Annotated in this window: 15 protein-coding genes and 1 tRNA gene; 14 read left to right on the top strand and 2 right to left on the bottom strand. The window is 66.5% G+C overall.

The window, feature by feature from the left end:
• Together RBB39_RS16195 and RBB39_RS16190 are read left to right on the top strand one after the other, a co-directional pair.
• Positions 1-1487 (top strand): efflux RND transporter periplasmic adaptor subunit (locus RBB39_RS16195; RefSeq protein WP_306169189.1); only part of this gene is annotated, 1487 nt, incomplete at its 5' end.
• Positions 1484-4678, top strand: coding sequence for an efflux RND transporter permease subunit (locus RBB39_RS16190; protein ID WP_045994163.1), 3195 nt, complete (start codon positions 1484-1486; stop codon positions 4676-4678). The genes RBB39_RS16195 and RBB39_RS16190, both read left to right, overlap by 4 nt.
• Positions 4679-4773: 95 nt before the next feature.
• Here the strand turns inward: RBB39_RS16190 and RBB39_RS16185 are convergent, their stop codons facing one another.
• Positions 4774-5370 carry a TetR/AcrR family transcriptional regulator gene (locus tag RBB39_RS16185; RefSeq protein WP_045994162.1) on the bottom strand — a complete coding sequence of 199 codons (597 nt, stop codon included), beginning with the start codon at positions 5368-5370 and terminating at the stop codon, positions 4774-4776.
• A gap of 236 nt (positions 5371-5606) precedes the next feature.
• Here RBB39_RS16185 and RBB39_RS16180 point away from each other — a divergent pair, with 236 nt between their 5' ends.
• From RBB39_RS16180 to RBB39_RS16125, 12 genes are all read left to right on the top strand, one after another.
• Positions 5607-6161: a carboxymuconolactone decarboxylase family protein gene (locus RBB39_RS16180; protein ID WP_108131421.1), complete on the top strand. Its 555-nt coding sequence runs from the start codon at positions 5607-5609 to the stop codon at positions 6159-6161.
• 27 nt (positions 6162-6188) lie between these two features.
• Positions 6189-6965, top strand: a complete 777-nt coding sequence (locus RBB39_RS16175; RefSeq protein ID WP_239452591.1) for a haloacid dehalogenase type II — start codon at positions 6189-6191, stop codon at positions 6963-6965.
• Positions 6966-7104: 139 nt separating this feature from the next.
• A tRNA-Arg gene (locus RBB39_RS16170) sits at positions 7105-7181 on the top strand.
• Between the two features lie 444 nt (positions 7182-7625).
• Entirely contained in the window at positions 7626-9179 is a 1554-nt protein-coding gene (locus tag RBB39_RS16165; protein ID WP_083970556.1) for an arylsulfatase, read from the top strand.
• A gap of 99 nt (positions 9180-9278) precedes the next feature.
• A complete protein-coding gene (locus RBB39_RS16160; RefSeq protein ID WP_045994160.1) occupies positions 9279-10283 on the top strand; it encodes an HAD family phosphatase in 1005 nt (334 codons plus the stop codon).
• Complete coding sequence (locus RBB39_RS16155) at positions 10280-11278, top strand: MoxR family ATPase (protein WP_108131418.1); 999 nt, start codon at positions 10280-10282, stop codon at positions 11276-11278. Before RBB39_RS16160 ends, RBB39_RS16155 begins: the two co-directional genes overlap by 4 nt.
• Positions 11279-11376: 98 nt before the next feature.
• A complete protein-coding gene (locus tag RBB39_RS16150) occupies positions 11377-12411 on the top strand; it encodes a DUF58 domain-containing protein (RefSeq protein WP_108131417.1) in 1035 nt (344 codons plus the stop codon).
• Entirely contained in the window at positions 12408-12935 is a 528-nt protein-coding gene (locus RBB39_RS16145) for a DUF4381 domain-containing protein (RefSeq protein ID WP_306169188.1), read from the top strand. Before RBB39_RS16150 ends, RBB39_RS16145 begins: the two co-directional genes overlap by 4 nt.
• On the top strand, positions 12932-13999 hold the full coding sequence (locus RBB39_RS16140) for a VWA domain-containing protein (protein ID WP_306169187.1): 1068 nt from the start codon (positions 12932-12934) through the stop codon (positions 13997-13999). Before RBB39_RS16145 ends, RBB39_RS16140 begins: the two co-directional genes overlap by 4 nt.
• The gene (locus RBB39_RS16135; RefSeq protein ID WP_306169186.1) at positions 13996-15627 is read left to right on the top strand and encodes a VWA domain-containing protein; all 1632 of its coding nucleotides are present in this window, start codon (positions 13996-13998) and stop codon (positions 15625-15627) included. Before RBB39_RS16140 ends, RBB39_RS16135 begins: the two co-directional genes overlap by 4 nt.
• Positions 15624-17291: a hypothetical protein gene (locus tag RBB39_RS16130; protein WP_306169185.1), complete on the top strand. Its 1668-nt coding sequence runs from the start codon at positions 15624-15626 to the stop codon at positions 17289-17291. The genes RBB39_RS16135 and RBB39_RS16130 overlap by 4 nt, the downstream gene beginning before the upstream one ends.
• 118 nt (positions 17292-17409) lie before the next feature.
• A complete protein-coding gene (locus RBB39_RS16125) occupies positions 17410-19752 on the top strand; it encodes a tetratricopeptide repeat protein (protein WP_306169184.1) in 2343 nt (780 codons plus the stop codon).
• 146 nt (positions 19753-19898) lie between these two features.
• Here RBB39_RS16125 and RBB39_RS16120 read toward each other — a convergent pair whose 3' ends face one another.
• Positions 19899-21878, bottom strand: a complete 1980-nt coding sequence (locus tag RBB39_RS16120; protein WP_311767521.1) for a diguanylate cyclase domain-containing protein — start codon at positions 21876-21878, stop codon at positions 19899-19901.
• Between the last annotated feature and the right edge of the window lie 44 nt (positions 21879-21922).

Genomic DNA, 21922 nt, shown 5'->3' with positions numbered 1-21922 from the left:
TGTCGCCTGCCCCCTCCCCTGCGCTTGCCGTATCGCCCTCGGAGTCTGACGACCTGCCTGCTCGAGGGGGTGCCGATAGCGCTGGCCGCACTGGACATCGCAAGGCGAGTCGCACGGCACGTCGTACAGCACCGCGTAAGACACCTCGTGCAATACGTCGCCTGGCCCGTGGCCTGGGGCTCGCCGCCCTGGCGCTGTTGCTGGCAGCCTGCCAACCCGGCGAAGGTCAGGGAGGACAAGGTGACGCTGCCGATGGCGCGGGCTCTGCGCCCGCGCCTCGGGTCGAGGTGGTCCAGGCGGTGCGTCAGCCGGTCTCGAACTGGTATCGCTACACCACCCGCCTCGAGGCTCCCGAGCGTGTCACCCTGCGCCCCCGGGTCACCGGTCAGGTCGCCGAGATCCTGTTCGAGGAAGGCTCCCTGGTCGAACAGGGCCAACCGCTGGTTCGCCTGGACCTCGCGCCCTTCGAGGCGCGGGTGCGTGAGCTGGAGGCCGGGCTTGCCAGGGGCCGGGCCGAGCTGGCCCGCGTCAACGGTGAGGCCAACCGTGCCAATCAGCTGGTCGGGCGCAACCTGATGGCCCGCGAGGAAGCCGAAGCCCGGCGCGCCAGTGCCCAGGCCCAGAATGCCGAGGTCGCCTCGCTGCAGGCACAACTCGACAGTGCTCGTCTCGATCTGGCCCACGCCGAGGTCAGCGCGCCGATCAGCGGACGCGTCTCCCGCGCCGACCTGACGGTGGGCAACGTGGTCAGCGCCGGCCAGAGCGTGTTGACCACCATCGTCAGCACCGACCAGGTCGACGCCTACTTCGATATCGACGAGCGCAGCTGGAACCGCGACTTTGCCGAGATTACCGCCGATCAGGGCTGGCCGGTAGAACTGCAGCTCGCCGGCCAGGACGACTTCGCCTACCAGGGCGAGCTCGACTTTATCGACAACCGGGTCGATGAGGCCACCGGCACCCTGAGGGTGCGCGCTCGCTTCGACGCCGGGCATCCATCGCTGCGCCCCGGCGCCTTCGCCCGGGTGCGAATCGCTGCCGCCCGCCATCGCGATGGGGTGCTGGTGCCCGACCGCGCCATTGGCACCGACCTCGACGCCAACTTTGTACTGGTCGCCGACGAACAGGGCAAACTCGCCTACCGCAAGGTCACCACCGGCGCCCGCTTCGGGGCCTGGCGCGAGATCAGCGAAGGGCTCGAGGGCGGTGAGTCCGTGGTCGCCGCCGGTCCTTCGAAGTTCGGCCCCGGCATGGCGATCTCTCCTGCGCTGGTCGACGGCCCCGACCGCGCCCCGCTGGAGCAACTGCGAGAGCGTACCCGTCGCCTGGCCGAACGCCTCGACGCAGCGCCCGGCTCCCCCACTGCGTCTGTCCCTGAATTGGCCCCCGGCCCGGTTACCGATGCCGCCTCGGGCGACACCACTGGCGATGCGGGCACGCTGGCCGCCGACGCCAAGCACTTCGACCAGGAGCCTGCGCGCACATGAACCTGTCGAACTTCTTTATCCGACGCCCGGTGTTCGCTGCGGTGCTGTCGATCCTGATCGTGGTGGCCGGAAGCCTGGCGCTGTTCAAGTTGCCGGTCTCTGAATACCCCGAGGTGGTGCCACCCACCGTGGTGGTCAAGGCCAACTACCCCGGCGCCAATCCAGAGGTCATCGCCAAGACCGTGGCCACCCCGCTGGAGCAGGAAATCACCGGGGTCGAAGGCATGCTGTACATGGACTCCCAGTCCACCGCCGACGGCAACCTGACGCTGACCGTGACCTTCGCCCTCGGCACCGACCTGGACCAGGCCCAGGTCAACGTCCAGAACCGGGTGGCCCGCGCCACGCCTCGCCTGCCCCAGGAGGTCCAGGCGCTGGGGGTGACCACCGAGAAGTCGTCGCCCAACCTGACCATGGTGGTCCACCTGACCTCACCGGATGGGCGCTACGACCAGCTATGGCTATCGAACTTCGCGCGGCTGAACCTGCAGGACGACATCGCGCGCCTCGAGGGTGTGGGTGACGTCGGCCTGTTCGGGGCCGGCGAGTACGCCATGCGGGTGTGGCTCGACCCGGACGCCATCGCCTCCCGGGGCCTCGGCGCCAGCGACGTGGTGGCGGCGCTGCGTGAGCAGAACCAGCAGGTCGCCGCCGGCAGCCTGGGCGCCCAGCCAGCCCCGCGCGAAAGCCAGTTCCAGCGCCTGCTCAACGTCAAGGGACGGTTGTCCTCGCCTGAAGAATTTCGCCAGATCGTGATCCGGGTGGACGACGACGGCCGCATCACCCGCCTGGGCGACGTCGCCCGGGTGGAGCTCGGCGCCGATCAGTACGCCCTGCGCGCCCAACTCGACGGCAAGGACGCCGTGGCCTTGCCGGTATTCCAGCGTCCGGGCTCCAACGCCATCGCCCTGTCCGACGGCGTGCGCGACTATATGGCCGAGGCCGCCGAGACCTTCCCCGACGGCGTCGACTACGACATCGTCTATGACCCCACCGTGTTCGTGCGCGGCTCCATCGAGGCGGTGGTGCATACGCTGCTGGAGGCGGTGCTGCTGGTGGTGGTCGTGGTGGTGCTGTTCCTGCAGACCTGGCGGGCCTCGCTGATTCCGCTGATCGCGGTGCCGGTCTCGCTGATCGGCACCTTCGCGGTGATGCAGCTGATCGGCGTATCGATCAATACGCTGTCGCTGTTCGGCCTGGTGCTGGCGATTGGCATCGTGGTGGACGACGCCATCGTGGTGGTGGAGAACGTCGAGCGCAATATCGAACTCGGCCACTCGCCCTATGAGGCCACCCGCATCGCCATGAGCGAGGTCACCGGGCCGATCATCGCCATCGCCCTGGTGCTGACCGCGGTATTCGTGCCGACCGCCTTCATCAGCGGCCTGACCGGCCAGTTCTACCAGCAGTTCGCGCTGACCATCACCATCTCGACGCTGATCTCGGCGTTCAACTCGCTGACCCTGTCACCGGCGCTGTCGGCGCTGTTGCTCAAGCCCCACGGGGCTAAGCCCGACTGGCTGACCCGGCTGATCGACGCCCTGTTCGGCCGCTGGCTGTTCAGCCCCTTCAACCGCGCCTTCGCTGCCATGTCGCGGGGCTACACCGGGCTGATTCGTCGCCTACTGCGCTTCGGGCTGATCGTCGGTCTCGGCTACCTGGCGTTGCTGGGACTCACCGGCAAGCTGTTTCAGGAGGTCCCCGGCGGCTTCATTCCGTCCCAGGACAAACAGTACCTGGTGGCCATGGCCCAGTTACCCGACGCCGCGAGCCTCGAGCGCACCAGCGAGGTGCTCGCCGAGATGCAGGAGATCGCCCTGGCAACGCCGGGCGTGGCCAACACCGTGGCCTTCCCCGGTCTTTCGGTGAATGGCTTCGTCAATGCCTCCAACTCAGGCATCGTCTTTACCCCGCTTGCGCCCTTCGACGAGCGCCAGTCGCCGGAGCTTTCGGCCGGCGCCATCGCCGCCCGCCTCAATGCCCAGTTCGCCCAGATCGACGAGGCCTACGTGGCGGTGTTCCCGCCTCCGCCGATCCTTGGCCTCGGCACCACCGGGGGTTTCAAGCTGCAGCTGCAGGACCGCGGCAACGTCGGCTTCGACGGGCTGTTCGAGGCGACCCAGGCGGTGGTCGGCGCCGCCAATCAGGACCCGCGGCTGGCCGGTGTCTACTCGAGCTATCGCATCCAGGTGCCGCAGTACGACGTGGAGGTGGACCGCGAGCAGGCGCTGGTGATGAATGTCTCGCTGGATGCGGTGTTCGACACCCTGCAGATCTACCTGGGGTCGCTCTACGTCAACGACATCAACCGCTTCGGCCGGACCTATCAGGTACGCGCCCAGGCCGACGCCGAATACCGCCTGGACGCCGAGGCCATCCGCCAGCTCAAGGTGCGCAGCAACGACGGCCGGATGATCCCGCTGGGCAGCTTCGTCGAGATCAGCCCGACCACCGGGCCGGACCGGGTCATGCACTACAACACCTTCGTCAGCGCCGACATCAACGGCTCGCCGGCGCCGGGCATGTCCAGTGACCAGGCCAAGCAGGCGATAGAGGAGGTGCTGGCCACCACCCTGCCGGCCGGCGTGGCCTACGAGTGGACCGAGGTCACCTACCAGCAGGTGCTGGCGGGCAACACCATGATCTACGTCTTCCCGCTGGTGGTGCTGCTGGTGTTCCTGGTGCTGGCGGCCCAGTACGAGAGCTGGTCGCTGCCGTTCTCGATCATCCTGATCGTGCCGATGACGCTGCTGTCGGCCATGGCCGGTGTGTGGCTGACCGGCGGTGACAACAACATCTTCACCCGCATCGGCTTGATCGTGCTGGTGGCGCTGGCCTGTAAGAACGCCATCCTGCTGGTGGAGTTCGCCCGCGAGCAGCAGAGCCAGGGACAGTCGCGACTGGACGCTGTGCTGACCGCCTGCCGCCTGCGCCTGCGGCCGATCCTGATGACCTCGGTGGCCTTCACCGCGGGCGTCATCCCGCTGATGCTGGCCTCCGGTGCGGGTAGCGAAATGCGTCAGGCGATGGGCGTGGCGGTGTTCTACGGGATGATCGGGGTGACCCTGTTCGGGCTCTTGCTGACCCCGCTGTTCTATGTGGGCGTGCGTCGCCTGGTGGAACGTCGCCGGCCACGCTCAGGCGATAGCGATACCGCGTCACCCGAGGCGACATCACCCTCCGCCTCCTGAGGCCCTGTCCGCTGCCGAGTCTGGCGTTGCACCAACGTCGGACTCGGCAGGCGGCCCACCATTGGCGGACGTGCATCAGAACAGGCGCGCCGCGTTCAGGGAAGCCGCAGCGCTTCGATCGACCGGGCCATATCGTCCGCCAGGGCGTGCACCGCCTGGCTATCGACCTCGCGCTGGGCGTAGGCGCGAAGACCCATCACCTCGGCCTGTAGCCGCCGTCCCAGGCGCACCGGGTCGGCGCTCGGCTCAAGCTCTCCGGCGTCCTTGGCGGCGCAAAACTGATCGACGAAGCAGGCTTCCATGGCCTCGAGCAGGGCCTCGGCCTTGCCCAGCGCAGCCTGCTCTCGCTCGCCCAACTCCAGCAGGCTCTTCACCAGCATGCAGGCCCGGCTGGGAAGCTCCTGGTCCCGCAGACAGCCCAGCTTGCGCAGGTAGGCGGCCAGCCCCGTCAAGGGCGAGTCGTACTCGGCCAGGGTACGCTCGAGCTCGACCAGCCCGAGCCGGGCATAGCGTTCCAGCGCCTCCTGAAACAACGCATCCTTGCTGCCGAAGGCGGCATAGATGCTGCCCGGCCGCATATCGAGGGTGCGTTCCAGGTCCTTGAGCGAGGTGGCGTGGAACCCCTTCTGCCAGAACAGGTGCAGGGCACGTTCCAGCGAATCCTGACGGTTATGTAGTGTCGCGCGCGGCATGGATGGGTCCGGTGTCGTGGCCGGTACGGCCTTCAGAAAATTGAGCAACTGCTCAAATTTTAACTTGAGTGATCGCTCAGGTATAGCTAGAGTGTGCCCGAACGGCTTTCAGCAGGGCCTGCTGGCGGCCAATTTTGAGCAATCGCTCAAAAAATTCGGAATCAATGGCGCGTGCAACGCCCCGGTCTGCAACGGTCTGCGGCCTTGCCACAGGCGCCATCACACAGGAGAACCCGATGACCGACTTTAGCCTCCACGACAAGCAAAGCGCCCCCGAAGAGAGCCAGGCACTGCTCGACAACTCGGTCAACGCCTTTGGCATGATCCCCAACCTGCACGCGGTCATGGCCGAGGCACCGGGCCTGCTGGAAGGCTACCAGCGCCTGCACCAGCTATTTCTGGATTCCTCCTTCGATGCCGAGGAAACCACCGTGGTGTGGCAAACCATCAACGTCGAGCACAACTGTCACTACTGCGTGCCGGCCCACACCGCCATCGCCAAGCAGATGGAAGTGGATGACGCCGTCTCCGACGCCCTGCGCAACGAAGACCCGCTGCCCAACGAGCGCCTCGAAGCGCTGCGTACCTTCACCCTGTCGGTCGTGCGCGAACGTGGCAACGTCGATGACGACGCCGTGCAGGCCTTCCTCGACGCCGGCTACACTAAGCGCCAGGTGCTCGAAGTGATCCTGGCCCTGTCCCAGAAGGTCATGAGCAACTACACCAATCACCTGGCCAACACCCCGGTGGACGAACCCTTCGCCAAGTTCGACTGGAAGAAGGCCGAGTAACGACCACCCTATCGACAGGACGCTACCGTGGCGTCCTGTCGTGGTGCCTGGTCGTGGTACCTGGCCGAGGCCACCGAAGGCCCCGTCGATCGCGACGGGCTCGATCAAGGAGACGCCATGACTGCCCCAGAACGCCCCGACGTGCTGGTCTTCGACGTCAACGAGACGTTGCTCGACCTGACCCACCTTGAGCCGCTGTTCGATCGGCTGTTCGGCGACCCGGCGATGCTGCGCGAATGGTTCGCCCAACTGATCCTCTACTCCCAGTCGATGACCCTGTCGGGACTCTATACGCCCTTCGGCCAGCTCGGCGCAGGCGCCCTGCGCATGACCGCCGAGATTCACGGGGTCACCCTCGAGCAGAACGATCTCGACGAACTGGGTGAGCGCATCGGCTCCATGCCGGCGCACCCCGACGTGGCCCCGGCACTCGAGCGGCTTCGCCAGGCCGGCTTTCGCCTGGTCACCCTGACCAACTCGGCACCGGGCGCTGGCCCCACGCCGCTGGAAAAGGCAGGACTGGCCGAGTATTTCGAACGCTCATTCAGCGTCGACCAGGTCAAAAAGTTCAAGCCCGCGCCGGACACCTACGCCCAGGTCGCCGAGGCCATGCAGACACCGCCATCTAGACTGTGCCTGATTGCCTGCCACCTGTGGGATACCATCGGCGCCCAGGCCGCCGGCTGGCAGGGTGCACTGGTGCTACGACCCTACAACGCCATGTTGCCGGCGGACGGCGTCCCGGTACCGGACTATAGCGTCGACGATATCGGCAAGTTGGCGGATCGGTTGATTGGTTCCTGATCAAGCAGCTCCGCTACTTGATTCGGCGGCCAGTCCCGCAGGCCGGGCCTGGTACTGCCTCCCGAAGACACCTTGCGAAATCACATTCTTTGCTCTACCATGCGCAGCCTCTCGACGCCGCATCCCCTGCGGCATCTGCGCGCCCGTAGCTCAGCTGGATAGAGTACCTGACTACGAATCAGGTGGTCGGAGGTTCGAATCCTCCCGGGCGCGCCATCGATTGTCTTTCCTGTATCTTGTCTGTCTTTTCTTTCTGGCCTTTCTGTCTCGCCTTTCTATCTGACCTTTCGTTCGACGCCCTTCCAATTTCTGTACCGACATCGACCGCGTCATCAGAACACTTTTTTACAAAAATACGACAATCCAGCAACTCCTTGTATTTGGCGCGAAACGTCCGCCAACATCGGACTTTCTCGCCGCAATGAGACGCTTTCTCTCCTTACCCTGATTATCCTCCCCCGCCTTACCTCTTCTGTTGCACTGAATCGTCAACAACTCCTCCTATACTCGAGCGATCGGGCTCCCTCGGAGCCTCTCATCGCGTCAAATCACTGGTCATCGTGGTACGCGACCGGGTCAGGGAGACAGACGGTGTTCGCATTCAATCCTTATCGCAACAGAGCGCAACGCTGGAGCGGTTATCTAGCGGCCAGCCTTATCATGACGATGTCCACGTCGGTGCTTGCCCAGGAGAATGACACCCAGCAGCAGGACAACGGAAACTCGTCCAAACCCAACATCCTGGTGCTGTGGGGCGACGATATCGGGCAGTCCAATATTTCGGCCTTCACCCACGGTCTGGTGGGCTACCAGACCCCCAATATTGACCGCATCGCCGACGAAGGCATGATGTTCACCGACTATTATGGTGAACAGTCCTGCACCGCCGGCCGCTCGTCCTTCATCACCGGCCAGAGCGTGTTTCGCACAGGGCTATCCAAGGTCGGCCTGCCGGGCGCCGCTCAGGGCATCAGCGAGAAGGACCCGACCATCGCCGCCCTGCTCAAGGCCGAAGGCTACGCCACCGGCCAATTCGGCAAGAACCACCTGGGCGATCGCGACGAACACCTGCCGACCAATCACGGATTCGATGAATTCTTCGGTAACCTCTATCACCTCAACGCCGAGGAAGAACCCGAGCACCCGGACTACCCTGCCGATATGGAAATGCCGGACGGGCGTACCTTCCGCGAGGCCTTCGGCCCCCGTGGGGTAATCAAGTCCAGCGCCGACGGGCAGATCGAGGACACCGGACCGCTGACAAGCCAGCGAATGGAGACCATCGACGAGGAATCCTCCGCCGCGGCGCTGGACTTCATCGAGCGCAAGACCGCCGAGGGCACCCCCTGGTTTGTCTGGTGGAACGCCACCCGCATGCACTTCCGTACCCACGTCAAGGACGAGCTGCGCGGTATCTCCGGTCAGAACGAATACGCCGATGGTATGGTCGAGCACGACATGCACGTCGGCCAGTTCCTCGACAAGCTTGACGAGCTGGGCATCGCCGACAACACCATCGTGTTCTACTCCACCGACAACGGGCCGCACATGAATACCTGGCCCGACGCTGGCATGACGCCATTCCGCGGTGAAAAGAACACCAACTGGGAAGGCGGCTGGCGGGTACCCGCCATGGTCCGCTGGCCAGGTCAGATCGAGGAAGGCTCCATCTCCAACGAGGTCATGCACCACATGGACTGGATGCCGACCTTCATGGCCGCCGTCGGCAACGATTCCATCAAGCAGGACCTGCTGGAGGGTGGCGTTCAGGCCATCGGTCGCGAGTACAACGTACATCTGGACGGCTACAACTTCCTGCCCCTGCTCACCGGGGAAAGTGAGGAAGGCCCCCGTCATGAGGTGTTCTACTTCTCCGATGACGGTGACCTGACCGCGCTGCGCTACGATGACTGGAAGCTGGTGTTCATGGAGCAGCGCATCGAGGGTACCTTCGAAGTGTGGGCGAACCCCTTCACCCCGCTGCGTGTCCCCTTGATGTTCAACCTGCGCCGCGATCCCTACGAGCGTGCTCAGCTGACCTCCAACACCTACTATGACTGGTTGCTGGATCACTCCTTCCTGGCCCTGCCCGCCCAGTCCTATGTGGCAAACTTCCTGGAGACCTTCAAGGAGTTTCCGCCACGCATGAAGGCAGCAAGTTTCAGTCTGGATCAGGTAATGGAAGCCCTGGAACAGCCCGCCAGCGTTCACTGACGCCGGCTTGAACGCCACGAGCCGCTCCCCCGGGGGCGGCTCGTCGGTGAAAAAAGACGGGTCGAAGAGCCCCTTCCATTCTCTCAAGGAACCGAGTGCATGAATCCCCCTAATCCGAGCATCCTCCAACGACAGTCACTGGCAACGCTGCTGCCCGCGGTACTGCTGTCTCTGCTTCCTGCGATGGCACTGGCCGACCCGCTGCCCTCCTGGAATGCCGGTCACAGCAAGAGCACCATCGTCGACTTTGTCGAGTCCACCAGCGATCCGGACAGCGAAGACTTCGTGCCACAGGAGCGACGCATCGCGGTGTTCGACAACGATGGCACTCTGTGGAGTGAGCAGCCCGCCTACACCCAGTTGCTCTACGCCCTGGACCGCGCCAGCGAGGCCGACCCCGAGGCGCTCGACACGCCGCTCAAGAAGGCCGCCGCCGAAGGTGACATCGACACCCTGCTGGAGGCCGGCGAGGAAGGCATCCAGGCGCTGCTGTCGCTGTCCCACCAGGACCTGTCGCTGAGTGACTTCCAGCAGGACGTGAGCGACTGGCTGGCCAACGCCACCCACCCCGCGACCGGCCGCTTCTACACCGACATGGTCTACCAGCCGATGCTCGAACTGCTCGGCTACCTGCGCGACCACGGCTTCTCGACCTACATCGTCTCCGGTGGCGGGCTCGAGTTCATGCGCGTCTTCGCCAGCGACGTCTATGGCGTGCCGCCCCAGAACATCATCGGCAGTACCGGCGAGATGGAACTGGTCGATCTCGAGGACGATCCGCAGCTCTACAAGCGCGGCGGCGACATCTGGCTCGATGACGGCCCCGGCAAGGTGATATCGATCAACCGCCATCTGGGCCAGCGCCCGATTCTCGCCGTGGGCAACTCAGACGGCGACGTGCCGATGCTGATCTGGACCACCGAGGGCGAAGGCCCGCGCCTTGGCGGGCTGGTTCACCACACCGATGGCGAGCGCGAGGTCGCCTACGACAGCGACAGCCATATCGGACGCCTGGCCGATGGCCTGGAACAGGCTGAAGCGCGCGACTGGCAGTTGATCGACATGGCCCGCGACTGGCAACGCCTTTACCCGGAGAAACCATGAGCCTCAACGACGACATCAAGGGACTCGAGGCCGCCATCGGCGAGTCGATCATCGGCCAGCGCGACGTCATTCGGCGGCTGGTGATCGGCCTGCTGGCCGGCGGCAACCTGCTGATCGAAGGCCTGCCGGGACTGGCCAAGACCCGCGCGGTCAAGGCCATGGCGCGCCACCTGGAGGCCGACTTCAGTCGTATCCAGTTCACGCCCGACCTGCTGCCTTCCGACGTGACCGGCAGCGAGGTCTATCATCAGGGCGAGGAAGGCGCGGTATTCCGCTTTCACCCGGGCCCGCTGTTCGCCAATCTGGTGCTGGCCGACGAGATCAACCGCGCCCCGGCCAAGGTGCAGTCGGCCCTGCTCGAGGCCATGGAGGAGCGCCAGGTCACGGTGGGCGGCACGACCCACAAGATGCCGGCGCTGTTCATGGTGCTGGCCACCCAGAACCCGATCGAGCAGGAAGGCACCTACCCGCTGCCCGAGGCGCAGATGGACCGCTTCATGATGCATGTGCGGGTCGACTACCCCAGCCGCGAGGAAGAGGTTCAGGTGATTCGCCTGGTGCGTCAGGAAGAGCAGGCCAACAATCGCGAGGCAAGCCCGGCCGCCGGCGACGCTCCTGCTCAGGTCCCCGTGGCCCTGGCCCAGGAGGCGATCTTCGCCGCCCGCCGCGAGATCGCCGCCCTGCACGTGGCCGAGCCGATGGAGCAGTACATGGCCACGCTGGTGGACGCCACCCGTCACCCGGCGGACTTCAGCGACGACCTGGCCCGCTACATCGAACTCGGCGCCAGCCCGCGCGCCTCGCTGGCGCTCGACCGTTGCGCCCGCGCCCACGCCTGGCTCGAAGGCCGCGACTACGTGGATCCGGTGGACGTCCAGCAGGTGGCTCCGGAGGTGCTGCGCCACCGCATCGGGCTGAGCTTCGAGGCCCAGGGCCAGGGCTTCAGCGCCGACGACGCGGTCGCCACCCTGCTTGGCTGCGTGGCGCTCCCCTGAGGCCTGGACCCGGTCCGTACACGCCTTCTAGCCGCCAGACTTCGCCACGGCGTGAGCCTCGCCCCGGCAAGGGACGGATCCCTGGACAAGAGGTATCGATGCGCCTGCCATTCGCCAGACACCCGGCTTCCCGGACGGTGCCCGGCTCCACGGAGCGAACCACGCTGGATCCGCGCGTGCACCTGGACCTGGCCCAGCTGACGGCCCTGGAACCCCAGGGCCGCCGCCTGCGACTGCTGCCGCGCCAGCCGGCTCGCAGCGTGCTCAATGGCCGCCATGGCTCGCACCTCCGGGGGCGCGGCCTGGACTTCCTTGAACTACGCGACTATCAGCCATCGGACGACGTGCGCAACATCGACTGGCGGGTCACCGCGCGCACCGGCACTCCCCATGTACGGGTGTTCACCGAAGAGCGCGATCGCCCCGCCCTGTTGGTGGTCGACCAGCGCATGTCGATGTTCTTCGGCAGCCGCCACGCCATGAAGTCGGTCACCGCCGCCGAAGCCGCCGCGCTGCTGGGCTTCGCTGTGCTGGAGCAGGGCGACCGGGTGGGCGGCATCGTGGTCAGCGACGAGGCCGTCGAAGAGTTCCGACCGCGTCGCTCCCGGGCCCAGCTGATGCGCTACCTGAGCGCCCTGGCCCAGGCCAACCAGGCCTTGCATCCACAGCGCAAGGCACCCGCGCCGACCTCGCTGGATCAGGTACTGACGTCGGTGGCACGCCTGGCCAGCCGTGACCACCTGATCATCCTGCTCAGCGATTTCGACGTTCCGGGCCCGCGCACCGAAGCACTGCTCGGCGCCATCCGCCGCCACAATGACCTGATGCTGGTGGCGGTCAGCGACCCCTTGTCCGAGCGCTTGCCTGACGACCTCGCCTGCGTGGCCACCGACGGTCAACGCCACGCCCGCTTTGATACCTCCGACGCCGATCAGCGCCGGGCGTTGGAAAGCGTGGCCAGGGAGCGCCGCCAGCAGCTTGAGCGCTGGTCACGACAGCTTGGCGTAGGCCTGGCGTCGCTGTCTGCGGGCTCCCCCACCCTGCCCCAGCTGCGTACCTTACTGGGGCTGCCGTCCGAGGGTGCTGCTGGTTCAGACGCTGGCGATGACCCGGCGACAGGGGGGCCGCGATGAGTACCGCTGCGAGCAACGACGATATCGTGATGTTGCCCGACCTGATCGATCAGCTGTCCGAGGCACCGGTTCCCCCTGCGATCCCCTGGATACCCCAGACCTGGGGCTGGTCGCTGCTGGCCGTCGTGATAGTGGCGCTATTGGCGCTATGGGGCATCCGTCGGTATCTGCGCTGGCGTGCCGATGCCTATCGCCGCGCCGCCCTGATCGAGCTCGGCCAGCGCCTGGATGACGAAGGAGCGATCGCCCTGGCGGAGATCCTCAGGCGGACCGCCCTCTCTGCCTATCCGCGAGAGCGTGTCGCCGGCCTGACCGGCCAGCGCTGGTGGCGCTTTCTCGATGCAAGCCTGGGCGACAGACGCACCCCGCATTTCGACGGCCCGCTGGGCCAGGAGCTGTCCACGGCGCCCTACCGGGCCACCCCGACAGACGGCACCAATCCCCCATCGGCGGAACTCGTGGCACTGAGCCGACGCTGGATCCGCCACCACCGTCGCGATATTCCCCAGGAGTCGGCGTCATGATCGAACTGGCGACGCCCTGGGCGCTGGCCCTGCTGCCGCTGCCGTTACTGGCCTACTGGCTGCTGCCAGCCCACCGCCAACGGCTGGCAGCGCTGCGCCTGCCGTTCTTTCAGCGACTGGTGGAGGCCGCCGGTGTCTCGGTTCCGCGCGGCCGCCAGCGCTCGCCGCTGGCTCGGCTGACACAGCCGCTGGTGTGGGGACTGATCGTGCTGGCCCTGGCCCGTCCGGAGAAACTCAGCGAACCCATCGTCTGGCAGAGCGCCGCCCGCGACCTGATCCTGGCGGTGGACATCTCCGGCAGCATGGATGAGTCCGACCTGATCGATGCCGAGGGTGAGCCCCGCCAGCGCCTGGCGGCGGTCAAGGAGGTCATCGCCGACTTCGTCGCCGATCGCGAGGGCGAGCGTCTGGCGCTGATCGTGTTTGGCTCGCGGGCCTACGTCCAGGCGCCGCTGACCGAGGACCTCAAGACGCTGACCACGCTGCTCGACCAGACCGAGGTCGGCATGGCCGGCCCGCATACCGCGCTGGGTGACGCCATGGGTCTGGCCATCCGCCAGTTCGAGGCAAGCGACGTGGAACAGCGGCTGTTGATCCTGCTGTCCGACGGCGCCGACACCGGCAGCCGCATGAGCCCCATCAACGCCGCCTCCATCGCCGCCGAGCGCGATGTGCGGGTGATCACCATCGCCATGGGTGACCCCCAGGGCAGCGGCGAAAACCGCGTCGATAGCGAAACCCTCGAGGCCATCGCCGAGACCACCGACGGCGCCTTCTTCACCGCCACCGACCAGCAGGCGCTTGCCGCCATCTACGCGCGGATCGATGAACTGGCACCGCGTGAGGTCGCCACACACAGCTATCGCGAGCACCGCTCGCTGAGTCACTGGCCGCTAGCGTTGGCGGCAGCGCTGGTGCTGCTGACCCTGGCGCTCGATCGCCGGCAGTTGGTCCGCTCGCGAACGGCTGGCGCTCCCTCTGGCGGGAAGGCAGATGCCCGGACAGACGTCGCCGAACACCCTGATACCAGCCGCGGTGACAACACGCAGGAGGGCACGCCATGAGCGAGTGGCTCGACGGTCTCTCCGCGCTGCACCTGCTGCGTCCACTATGGTGCCTGCTGCTGCCGCTGGTGGTGGTGCTGTGGTGGTGGCGCCGACGGATCCCCTCGGCGGACATCGGCGGTGACCATTTTGCCCCCCACCTGGCATCTGCCCTGCGTGCCGATGGGCACGACCGCCGCCGACTGCGGCCGCTGGACACCCTGGCGCTGCTGGCCATCCTGCTGATCCTGGGCGTTGCCGGTCCCGCCTGGACGCGCATGCCCAACCCGCTGATCGCCCAGAGCGCCCCGCTGGTGGTGGTGCTGGAGGTCAGCGCCAGCATGGACCAGAGCGACGTGCCACCAAGCCGCATGGAGCGCGCCAAGCACAAGATCCAGACCCTGCTCGAGCGTCGCGACGGCGCCCGTACCGCCTTGATCGCCTACGCCGGCAGTGCCCACCAGGTGGTGCCGCTGACCGACGACCCGGCGCTGGTCACGCCCTACCTCGAGGGGCTTTCCAGCGACGTCATGCCGGAAGAGGGCGACGCCGCCGGGCAAGCGCTGGCGCTTGCCGCCAGCGTGCTCGACGGGGCTCGACGCGACAACGCAGGGCTTCCCGGCGCGGTACTGCTGGTGAGCGACGGCGTCACCGCCCAGGGTTCCGTCACGGCCGGTCTCGGCGAGGATGACACCCTGCTGGTGCTGGACATGAACGCTCCCGGAAGCTCCGGGACAAGCACGGCGTCGGTGGCAGGCGCGACCCGCGTGGGGCTGAGCGTTGACGACGCCGACGTGGACGAGATCACCCGCCGTCTGGCCGCCACCTACCAGCAGGCGCTACGCGATGACGACCGCCTGGCCTGGGAGGATCGCGGCGTATGGCTGGCCTGGCCGGCGGCACTGCTCGCTCTACTGGGCTTTCGCCGCGGCTGGCAGCTCGGCCTGTCCGGCCTGGCGCTGCTGCCGGTGCTGTGGGCCGGGCCCGTCACGCCGGCCCTGGCCCAGGAGGCGTCCCGGGCCACCGAGACCCTCGACACCAGCCTGGCGGGAAGGCTGACCCAGGGCCTCGCGGACGCCTTTCTGACGCCGGATCAGCAGGGCCGATGGTGGGCCGAACGCAACGACTACGGCCGTGCGGCCCGCCACTTCAAGGATCCGGCCTGGCTCGGCTATGCGCTCTACCGCGATGGCCAGTACCAGGCGGCGGTCGAGGTGCTCGACCGGCTCGACAGCGCCGATGCCGCCTTCACCCAGGGGCTGGCGCTGATCAAGAATCGTCAGTACCGCCCCGCCATCGACGCCTTCGAGACGGTGCTCGCGCGCGACCCCGACTATCCCGAAGGTCAACGCAACCTGGAACTGGCCAGGGAGATTCTCGCTTACGTCGAGGACACCCGTGAGCAGTCCGATACCGGCGAGGAGCTCGGCATCGGCGCCGACGACGTGGTATTCGACAATGAAGAGGCCCGGGGTGAGGACACCGAACAGCCGGTGGAGGAACCTGGCCAGCAGATCACCGCCGAGCAGTGGATCGAGACCCTGGACACCGATACCAGCGACTTCCTGCGCCAGCGCTTCGCCATCGAGGCGCAGGCTCCCGCTAGCTCTGATAGTGATAGCGACAACGACAGGGAGACGGCGCCATGAACCCACGTCGAGTCAGCCGCGCCTCGCGCCCTGGCAAGAGTGCGCCGCGTCTGGCGGGGCTCATGCTGCTGTCGTTGCTGCTGTCGTCGCTGGCGCTGACGTCGACGCTTTGCTCGGCCGCAGCGACAGCGGCGGATACCAGCTCGTCCCCGGTCCGGCTCACGGTCGAGCTCGAGCCGCAGGAGCTGGCGCCCGGCGACAGCGCCGAGCTGCGTGTCCAGGTGCTGGTACCCACCTGGATGCCTGAGCCGGTGACCTTTCCGAGCCTGGACCAGCCGGGGCTCAGGGTGACCCTGGGCGATCGCGCCACCACCCCGACCAGCCAGCGCGTCGATGGAAAGACCTGGTCCGGTGTCTCGCGCCGCTATCGCCTGACGCCACTGTCCGCCGGACGCTTCGAACTGGGCAGCGGCAGCCTCGAGGTCACCTATGCCTCTCCCGAGGACAACTCCCCGACCCAGCAACGCCTCACCCTGCCACCGGTGACCCTGACGGCCCAGCTGCCCGAGGCCGCCGAGGGACTCGAGCCCTATCTGTCGGCCCGCGACATCGAGCTGACCCAGACGCTCGAGATCGTGCGAGCGGGCAAGCACGGAGAGAACGGCAAGAGCGGCAAGAGCGGAGAGAACGGAGAGAACGGTGAGCAGGCGCAGGGCCAGAAGGGAGACGATGGTGATGCTGACGACACCGAAAACGCGGGCGACGACCGACAGTCACCGGAGCAAGACGATGCCGACGGCGACAGCGGCCCCATCGAGCTCGAGGCCGGCGACAGCGTCACCCGCACGGTCACCGCGCGACTGAGCGGCGGCAGCGCCCTGCTGCTGCCCGACCTGCTATCTGCAACGGCCAAGGAGGCAGGCGACGAGACAGCGATGGCCCCGCTCGGGGTCTATCCCGAGACACCACGCCTTGAAGAGTCCAGCGATGGCGGCACCCGTACCGACCGGGTGACCTATGTGGCCGAAACTGGCGGCAAGAGTTCTCTGCCCGGAGTCTCGCTGCGCTGGTACGATCCCGAAAGCGACAGCCTGGAGCAGGCCGAGCTTGCGCCAATCGAGGTCAGCGTCTCGGCACCCCGCGCCGCACGCAGCGCAGAGGACTGGGCCCGCCTCGTTCTCGGCGTCTTGCCCTGGCTGCTGGGACTGGTGCTGCTGGTGTCGCTCGCCACCTGGCTGTGGCGGCGCCTTGCCATCGGTGCCAAGGTGCGTGCGCATTGGCAATATCACCAGCAACAACAGCGCCAGCGTCGCGAGGCCAGCGGCGTGGCCGGGCTTCAGCGTCTGAAGCGATCCCTCGATGCCCGCGACCTGGTCGCGGTGCGCCGACACTGGGAGGCCCTGGAACCCCATCTGGACAGCAATAGCGAGGCGCGCGCCCGCTTTGCCAACCAACTCGACGCCCTGTGTCGCGCCTGCCTCGGTCCCGACCGCGAGATCGCCAAGCCAGCGGCAGGTTTTCGCGATACTGGTGGCGATGGCGGCGGCGATGGGGATGGCGGCGGCGATGGCATAGACAATAAAGAATCCCTCTGGCAACGCCTGGCACAGGCCCTGCCAAGTGCACGAGAGCTTGCATCATCGCGCCCTGCAAACCGACAGCTTGCCCACGACCGCCTGACGGCGTTGAACCCGACTGCACAAGTGACCCGACGTAATGCGTGAACCTGGCCGTTTATCCTTTCTTCGATGCCTGCGTGCTCGACTTGCGACGCTCCTTCCGAGCGTCGAGTCCACAGGGCCCGCACCAGCGCTTTCGACGACGCTGACACCAGCGCTTTCGATGGTATCGGCACCAGCGCTTGCCATGGCCCTGATGGCGGGGTTGCTGGCCGCACCGGAGAGCATTGCCCAGACGCCTCAGGGAACGCCCCCGACGACGGCCACCGAAGCCAAGGGCTACGCCCCCGAAGGAAGCTGCGCCTCCTGTCACGAGGCCGAGACCCAGGCATGGCAGGATTCCGACCACGCCTGGGCGCTGCGCGACGCCACCCCCGACAACGTACTGGGCGACTTCGACGAAGCCAGCTTCGAGGATGGCGAGGTCAAGGCACGCTTTCACCGCCGAGGCGATACCTTCCTGGCGACCCTGGAAGGACCGCAGGATCCCGCCGAGACCTTCGAGATCCGCCACACCTTCGGCGTACGCCCGCTGCAGCAGTATCTGGTGGAGCAGCCAGGGGGACGACTGCAGAGTTTGACCATCGCCTGGGACTCGCGCCCCGCCGACGAAGGTGGACAGCGCTGGTTCTCGCTCTACCCGGGCCAGGCGTTTACCCCCGATGACCCCCTGCACTGGCGCGGGCGCTACCAGAACTGGAACGCCATGTGCGCCGACTGCCACTCGACCAACCTCGAGAAGCACTACGATCTTGAAAGCGACAGCTTCGCCACCACTTGGCACGAGCAGAGTGTCGGCTGCCAGAGTTGCCACGGCCCCGCCCAGGATCACCTGGACTGGGCGGCCCAGTGGCAGGCCGACGAAGACGCTCCCGAATCCTCTCCCGCCTCAAGCGGCGATATGGGCCTTGCCCTCGATCTCGCCGAAATGGACGCCCCCGAGCTGGTCGAGCAGTGCGCTCGCTGCCACAGTCGTCGCCAGATGCTGGGCGCGGGCCCGGTGCATGGTGCTCCGCTGACCGATGCCGCCCTGCCGAGCCTGTTGGGCGAGGGCATGTACCACGCCGACGGCCAGATACAGGGCGAGGTCTACGTCTATGGCTCGTTCACCCAGAGCCGCATGTACCAGCAGGGTGTCGGCTGCGTGGACTGTCATGACCCGCATACCAGCGAGGTAAAGATCGAGGGCAACGGCCTGTGCCTGCAGTGCCACAACCCGGCGCCTCCGCCGCGTTTCCCGACCATGCAGCGCAACAACTACGACAGTCCCGAGCACCATCACCATACCCCCGGCAGCGAAGGCGCCCAGTGCGTGAGCTGCCATATGCCCGAGACCACCTACATGGTGGTGGACCCGCGTCGCGACCACAGCTTCCGGGTGCCCCGCCCGGATCTCGCCGAGGCCACCGGTAGCCCCGACGCCTGCACCGGCTGCCACCAGGACCTGTCGCCCGCCGACGCCGCGGCGCAGATTCGTGAGTGGTTCGGTGACGACAGCCGCAGCGCCAGTCGTTCCCACTACGGTGTGGCGCTTCAGTCGGCCCGCCAGGGCCGCCCTGAAGCGCCGGACTACCTCAAGGCGCTGATCGATGATGACGATACTCCTGACATCGTGCGCGCCACCGCGGTGGACGAGCTCACCCCCTTTGCCGGCGACGCCCTGCCGACGCTTGAGCAGGCGCTGCAAGACGAGTCCCCACTGGTCCGCGCCGCCGCAGCGCCAGTATTCGCCCAGGCCCCCGAAGGCGCCAGGGTCGAGCTGCTGCTTCCACTGATCGATGACGAACGCCTGGCGGTCCGCGACGAGGCGGTCAAGGCGCTGGCCGGCACCTCGTTGATGGTCATGCCACAAGAGCGTCGTGCAGCCTTTCTGGAGGCACGTCGCGACTACGAGCGGCGCCTGGAGCAGAACGCCGACCTGCCCGGCAACCGCCTCAACCTGGCGGTACTGCTGGCGCGCACCGGACGCGAGGACGAAGCCGAGCGACAGTATCGTGCGGCGCTGGCGATGGACCCCTACTTCCTGCCGGCCCGCGCCAACCTGGTCACCCAGCTCAGCGCCGAAGGCCGCCAACAGGACGCCCGAGCACTGCTGAAGGACGGCATCGCCCTCGATGGCATGCCCGCGCCGGATCGAGGCCACCTGGCCTACCTGCTGGCGCTGTCGCTGGCAGAGGATGGAGGGATGCAGGAGGAGGGTGGGATGGAAGAGGCCCTGTCCTGGCTTGAGAAGGCCGCCGAATGGCGCCCGGACCACGCCCGCACCCACTACAACCGCGGACTGATGCTGGACCGCCTGGGACGCAAGGACGAGGCCCTGGCGGCGCTCGAGCAGGGACGCCGGCAGGCACCCGGTGATCCCGACCTGCTCTACGCCCTGGTCTACGTCAACGCCACCAGCGGGCGCATCCCCCAGGCGCTGTCGGCCCTGGCCGAGTTGCGCCGACTGCGCCCGGACGACCCACGGCTGGGACAGCTGGAGCGCCAGCTACGCGGCAATCAATAGCATCCCTGAAGATGCCCTGCCCCCTTCGGCCTGGATGAAAAAGTGCCTGGGGGTCATCGGTCGTCGACCGACGACGCCCAGGCGCTGATGCGACAGACTGAAAGTTGGCGGTGGGGACGTCGGTGGTGTCGTCGGTGCGGCCGGCCTTACGCCTCGCTCTCGTCCACCACCAGGCGATTGCGCCCCTGGCGCTTGGCCGCATAGCTGGCCGCATCAGCACGTTCGATGGGAGTGTGAATATCGGCATCGCCTTCACGAAACTCGGTGATGCCGAGGCTCGTGGTGACATGGTATTCACGCCCCTCGTGGACCACACAGGTGTCATTGATCGCTGTCAGGATGTCTTCGCCGATACGTTGCGCCTGGGCCAGCGTACAACTTGGCAGCAGCACCGCGAATTCATCGCCGCCCGGGCGAGCCACGTGATCGCTGCTACGAACACAGCGGCCGACTTCCCGAGCGATGCGACGCAGCATCTCGTCACCGAGCGGGTGGCCACCCTCATCGTTGATCGGCTTGAACCGATCCAGGTCGAACAGCATCAGAACGGAGGGCTTGGCCATCTTGCGCCAGTCCGCCATGGCCTCTTCGAGGCGACGCTCGAAGCCTCGTCGGTTCAAGAGGCCGGTAAGGGGATCGTGTTCGGCCTCCCACTGACGTATTGCCTCCTGCTGACGACGGGCGGTGATGTCCTTGACGGTACCGACGAAGCCAATCACCTCGGTATCGATGGCGACCTGGCTGGCGTGAACCTCCAGCCATAGAAGCTCGCCATCGGCCCGCCAGTAGCGGTATTGACGCAGAAAGTCCTTCCCTGAGGCCATGCTGTAGCGCCACAGCTCGATCGCCGCATCGCGATCCTCGGCATGGATCGCCTGGACCCAACCATAGCGGTCCTGCCCTTTCATGGTACGACCGGTCAACTGGGCCAGGGCGTCATTCATGTAGGTGATGCGACCCTGGGTGTCGGTCACGAACATGCCCACCGGCGAGGACGCCAGCACGCTGTCGAGGAACGCCTGACGTCCGCGCAAATCATTCAGCGCCCGTTCTCGCTCGACCTCCACGGCATTGAAAGCCTCGGCCACCTGGGTCAATTCCTTCATCTCGGTACCCAGCACGACGCGACCACGCAGCCCCTTGCCTACCTGGGCGATCTGCGACTGCAACTGGTAAAGCGGCCGCAGCAGCAGCCATACCATCCAGCCAAGAAGTGGCAGCAGCAATAGCGCGATACCCACCCCGACCCAGCTGAGGCGTTTCAGCAAGCCCCACAAGGGCGCCAATACCTGGCCTTCCGGCAAGAACACGCCGACGATCCAGTCCGCCGGCCACACCTGCCGGTATGCCTGAAAGGTCATTTCGCCATTTACCGTAGGTCCAAAACGCTCGCCCTCCCAGCCATCGAGGGCCAGGTCCAGGGCCGGGTTGTGGGAGAGGTCTCCCAGCGTCCCCATCACGCGCTGGCGGTCAGGGTGATAGAGCACCTGCCCTGAGGCGCTGAACACGGCTGCGTAGCCTTCGTTACCCAGCCGGACCCGGCTCAAGCGTCGGAAGATACCGCCCGAGTGAACTTCGACTACGCCTCCCAAAGCCCCCATGAAGCGACCATCGTCGCCCTTCAGCGGCACCAGTAACAGCACCAGCGGAAGCCCGGTAATACGCCCATAGATGGGGTCACTGACGTAGGGCCGCCCGACCTCGCGCAAAAAACTGAAGTACTCGCGATCGCTGATATCGAGCCCTTCGCGCCCCGGTGTCACCGGCCAATCGGTGACCACCCTGCCGTCGCCGTCGAATACCACCAGGCCGTCGAACAGCTCGAGCAATACGCTGTTTTCCTTCAACACCCCACCGCCGGGGTCGAGCAACGCGCCACTCGGGTGCCTGGACGCCACCCGCTCAAGCATCGCCAGGCGTGTCTCGATCTCTTCGGTCACCTCATCGGCGATTAGATGCGTCTCGTAACGCAGGTGAGAAAAGTTCACCTCACGCACCAGGTCCTTGCCGGTGTACCAGCCCCACGCCAGCAGGATCGTCACCACGACAACCCAGGTCATCGCCAGGCCAGTCATCATTCTCAGTTGCAGCGAGAGCGAAGCGACAAATCTGCACAGCTTGGGCACGAAGGCTTTCCTTCAGGGTCGAACCGCCGGTGGCGGTGGTGCGA

The sequence above is a fragment of the Halomonas sp. MMSF_3323 genome (assembly GCF_030733595.1).
GTDB classification, from domain to species: Bacteria; Pseudomonadota; Gammaproteobacteria; order Pseudomonadales; family Halomonadaceae; genus Halomonas; species Halomonas litopenaei.
This window is presented reverse-complemented; position numbering and strand designations above follow the sequence as displayed.

Coding starts and splice junctions, on each gene's coding strand:
- RBB39_RS16190 (WP_045994163.1), top strand. CDS start 1,484: ATGAACCTGTCGAACTTCTTTATCCGACGCCCGGTGTTCGCTGCGGTG.
- RBB39_RS16185 (WP_045994162.1), bottom strand. CDS start 5,370: ATGCCGCGCGCGACACTACATAACCGTCAGGATTCGCTGGAACGTGCC.
- RBB39_RS16180 (WP_108131421.1), top strand. CDS start 5,607: ATGACCGACTTTAGCCTCCACGACAAGCAAAGCGCCCCCGAAGAGAGC.
- RBB39_RS16165 (WP_083970556.1), top strand. CDS start 7,626: ATGACGATGTCCACGTCGGTGCTTGCCCAGGAGAATGACACCCAGCAG.
- RBB39_RS16160 (WP_045994160.1), top strand. CDS start 9,279: ATGAATCCCCCTAATCCGAGCATCCTCCAACGACAGTCACTGGCAACG.
- RBB39_RS16155 (WP_108131418.1), top strand. CDS start 10,280: ATGAGCCTCAACGACGACATCAAGGGACTCGAGGCCGCCATCGGCGAG.
- RBB39_RS16150 (WP_108131417.1), top strand. CDS start 11,377: ATGCGCCTGCCATTCGCCAGACACCCGGCTTCCCGGACGGTGCCCGGC.
- RBB39_RS16145 (WP_306169188.1), top strand. CDS start 12,408: ATGAGTACCGCTGCGAGCAACGACGATATCGTGATGTTGCCCGACCTG.
- RBB39_RS16140 (WP_306169187.1), top strand. CDS start 12,932: ATGATCGAACTGGCGACGCCCTGGGCGCTGGCCCTGCTGCCGCTGCCG.
- RBB39_RS16135 (WP_306169186.1), top strand. CDS start 13,996: ATGAGCGAGTGGCTCGACGGTCTCTCCGCGCTGCACCTGCTGCGTCCA.
- RBB39_RS16130 (WP_306169185.1), top strand. CDS start 15,624: ATGAACCCACGTCGAGTCAGCCGCGCCTCGCGCCCTGGCAAGAGTGCG.
- RBB39_RS16125 (WP_306169184.1), top strand. CDS start 17,410: ATGGTATCGGCACCAGCGCTTGCCATGGCCCTGATGGCGGGGTTGCTG.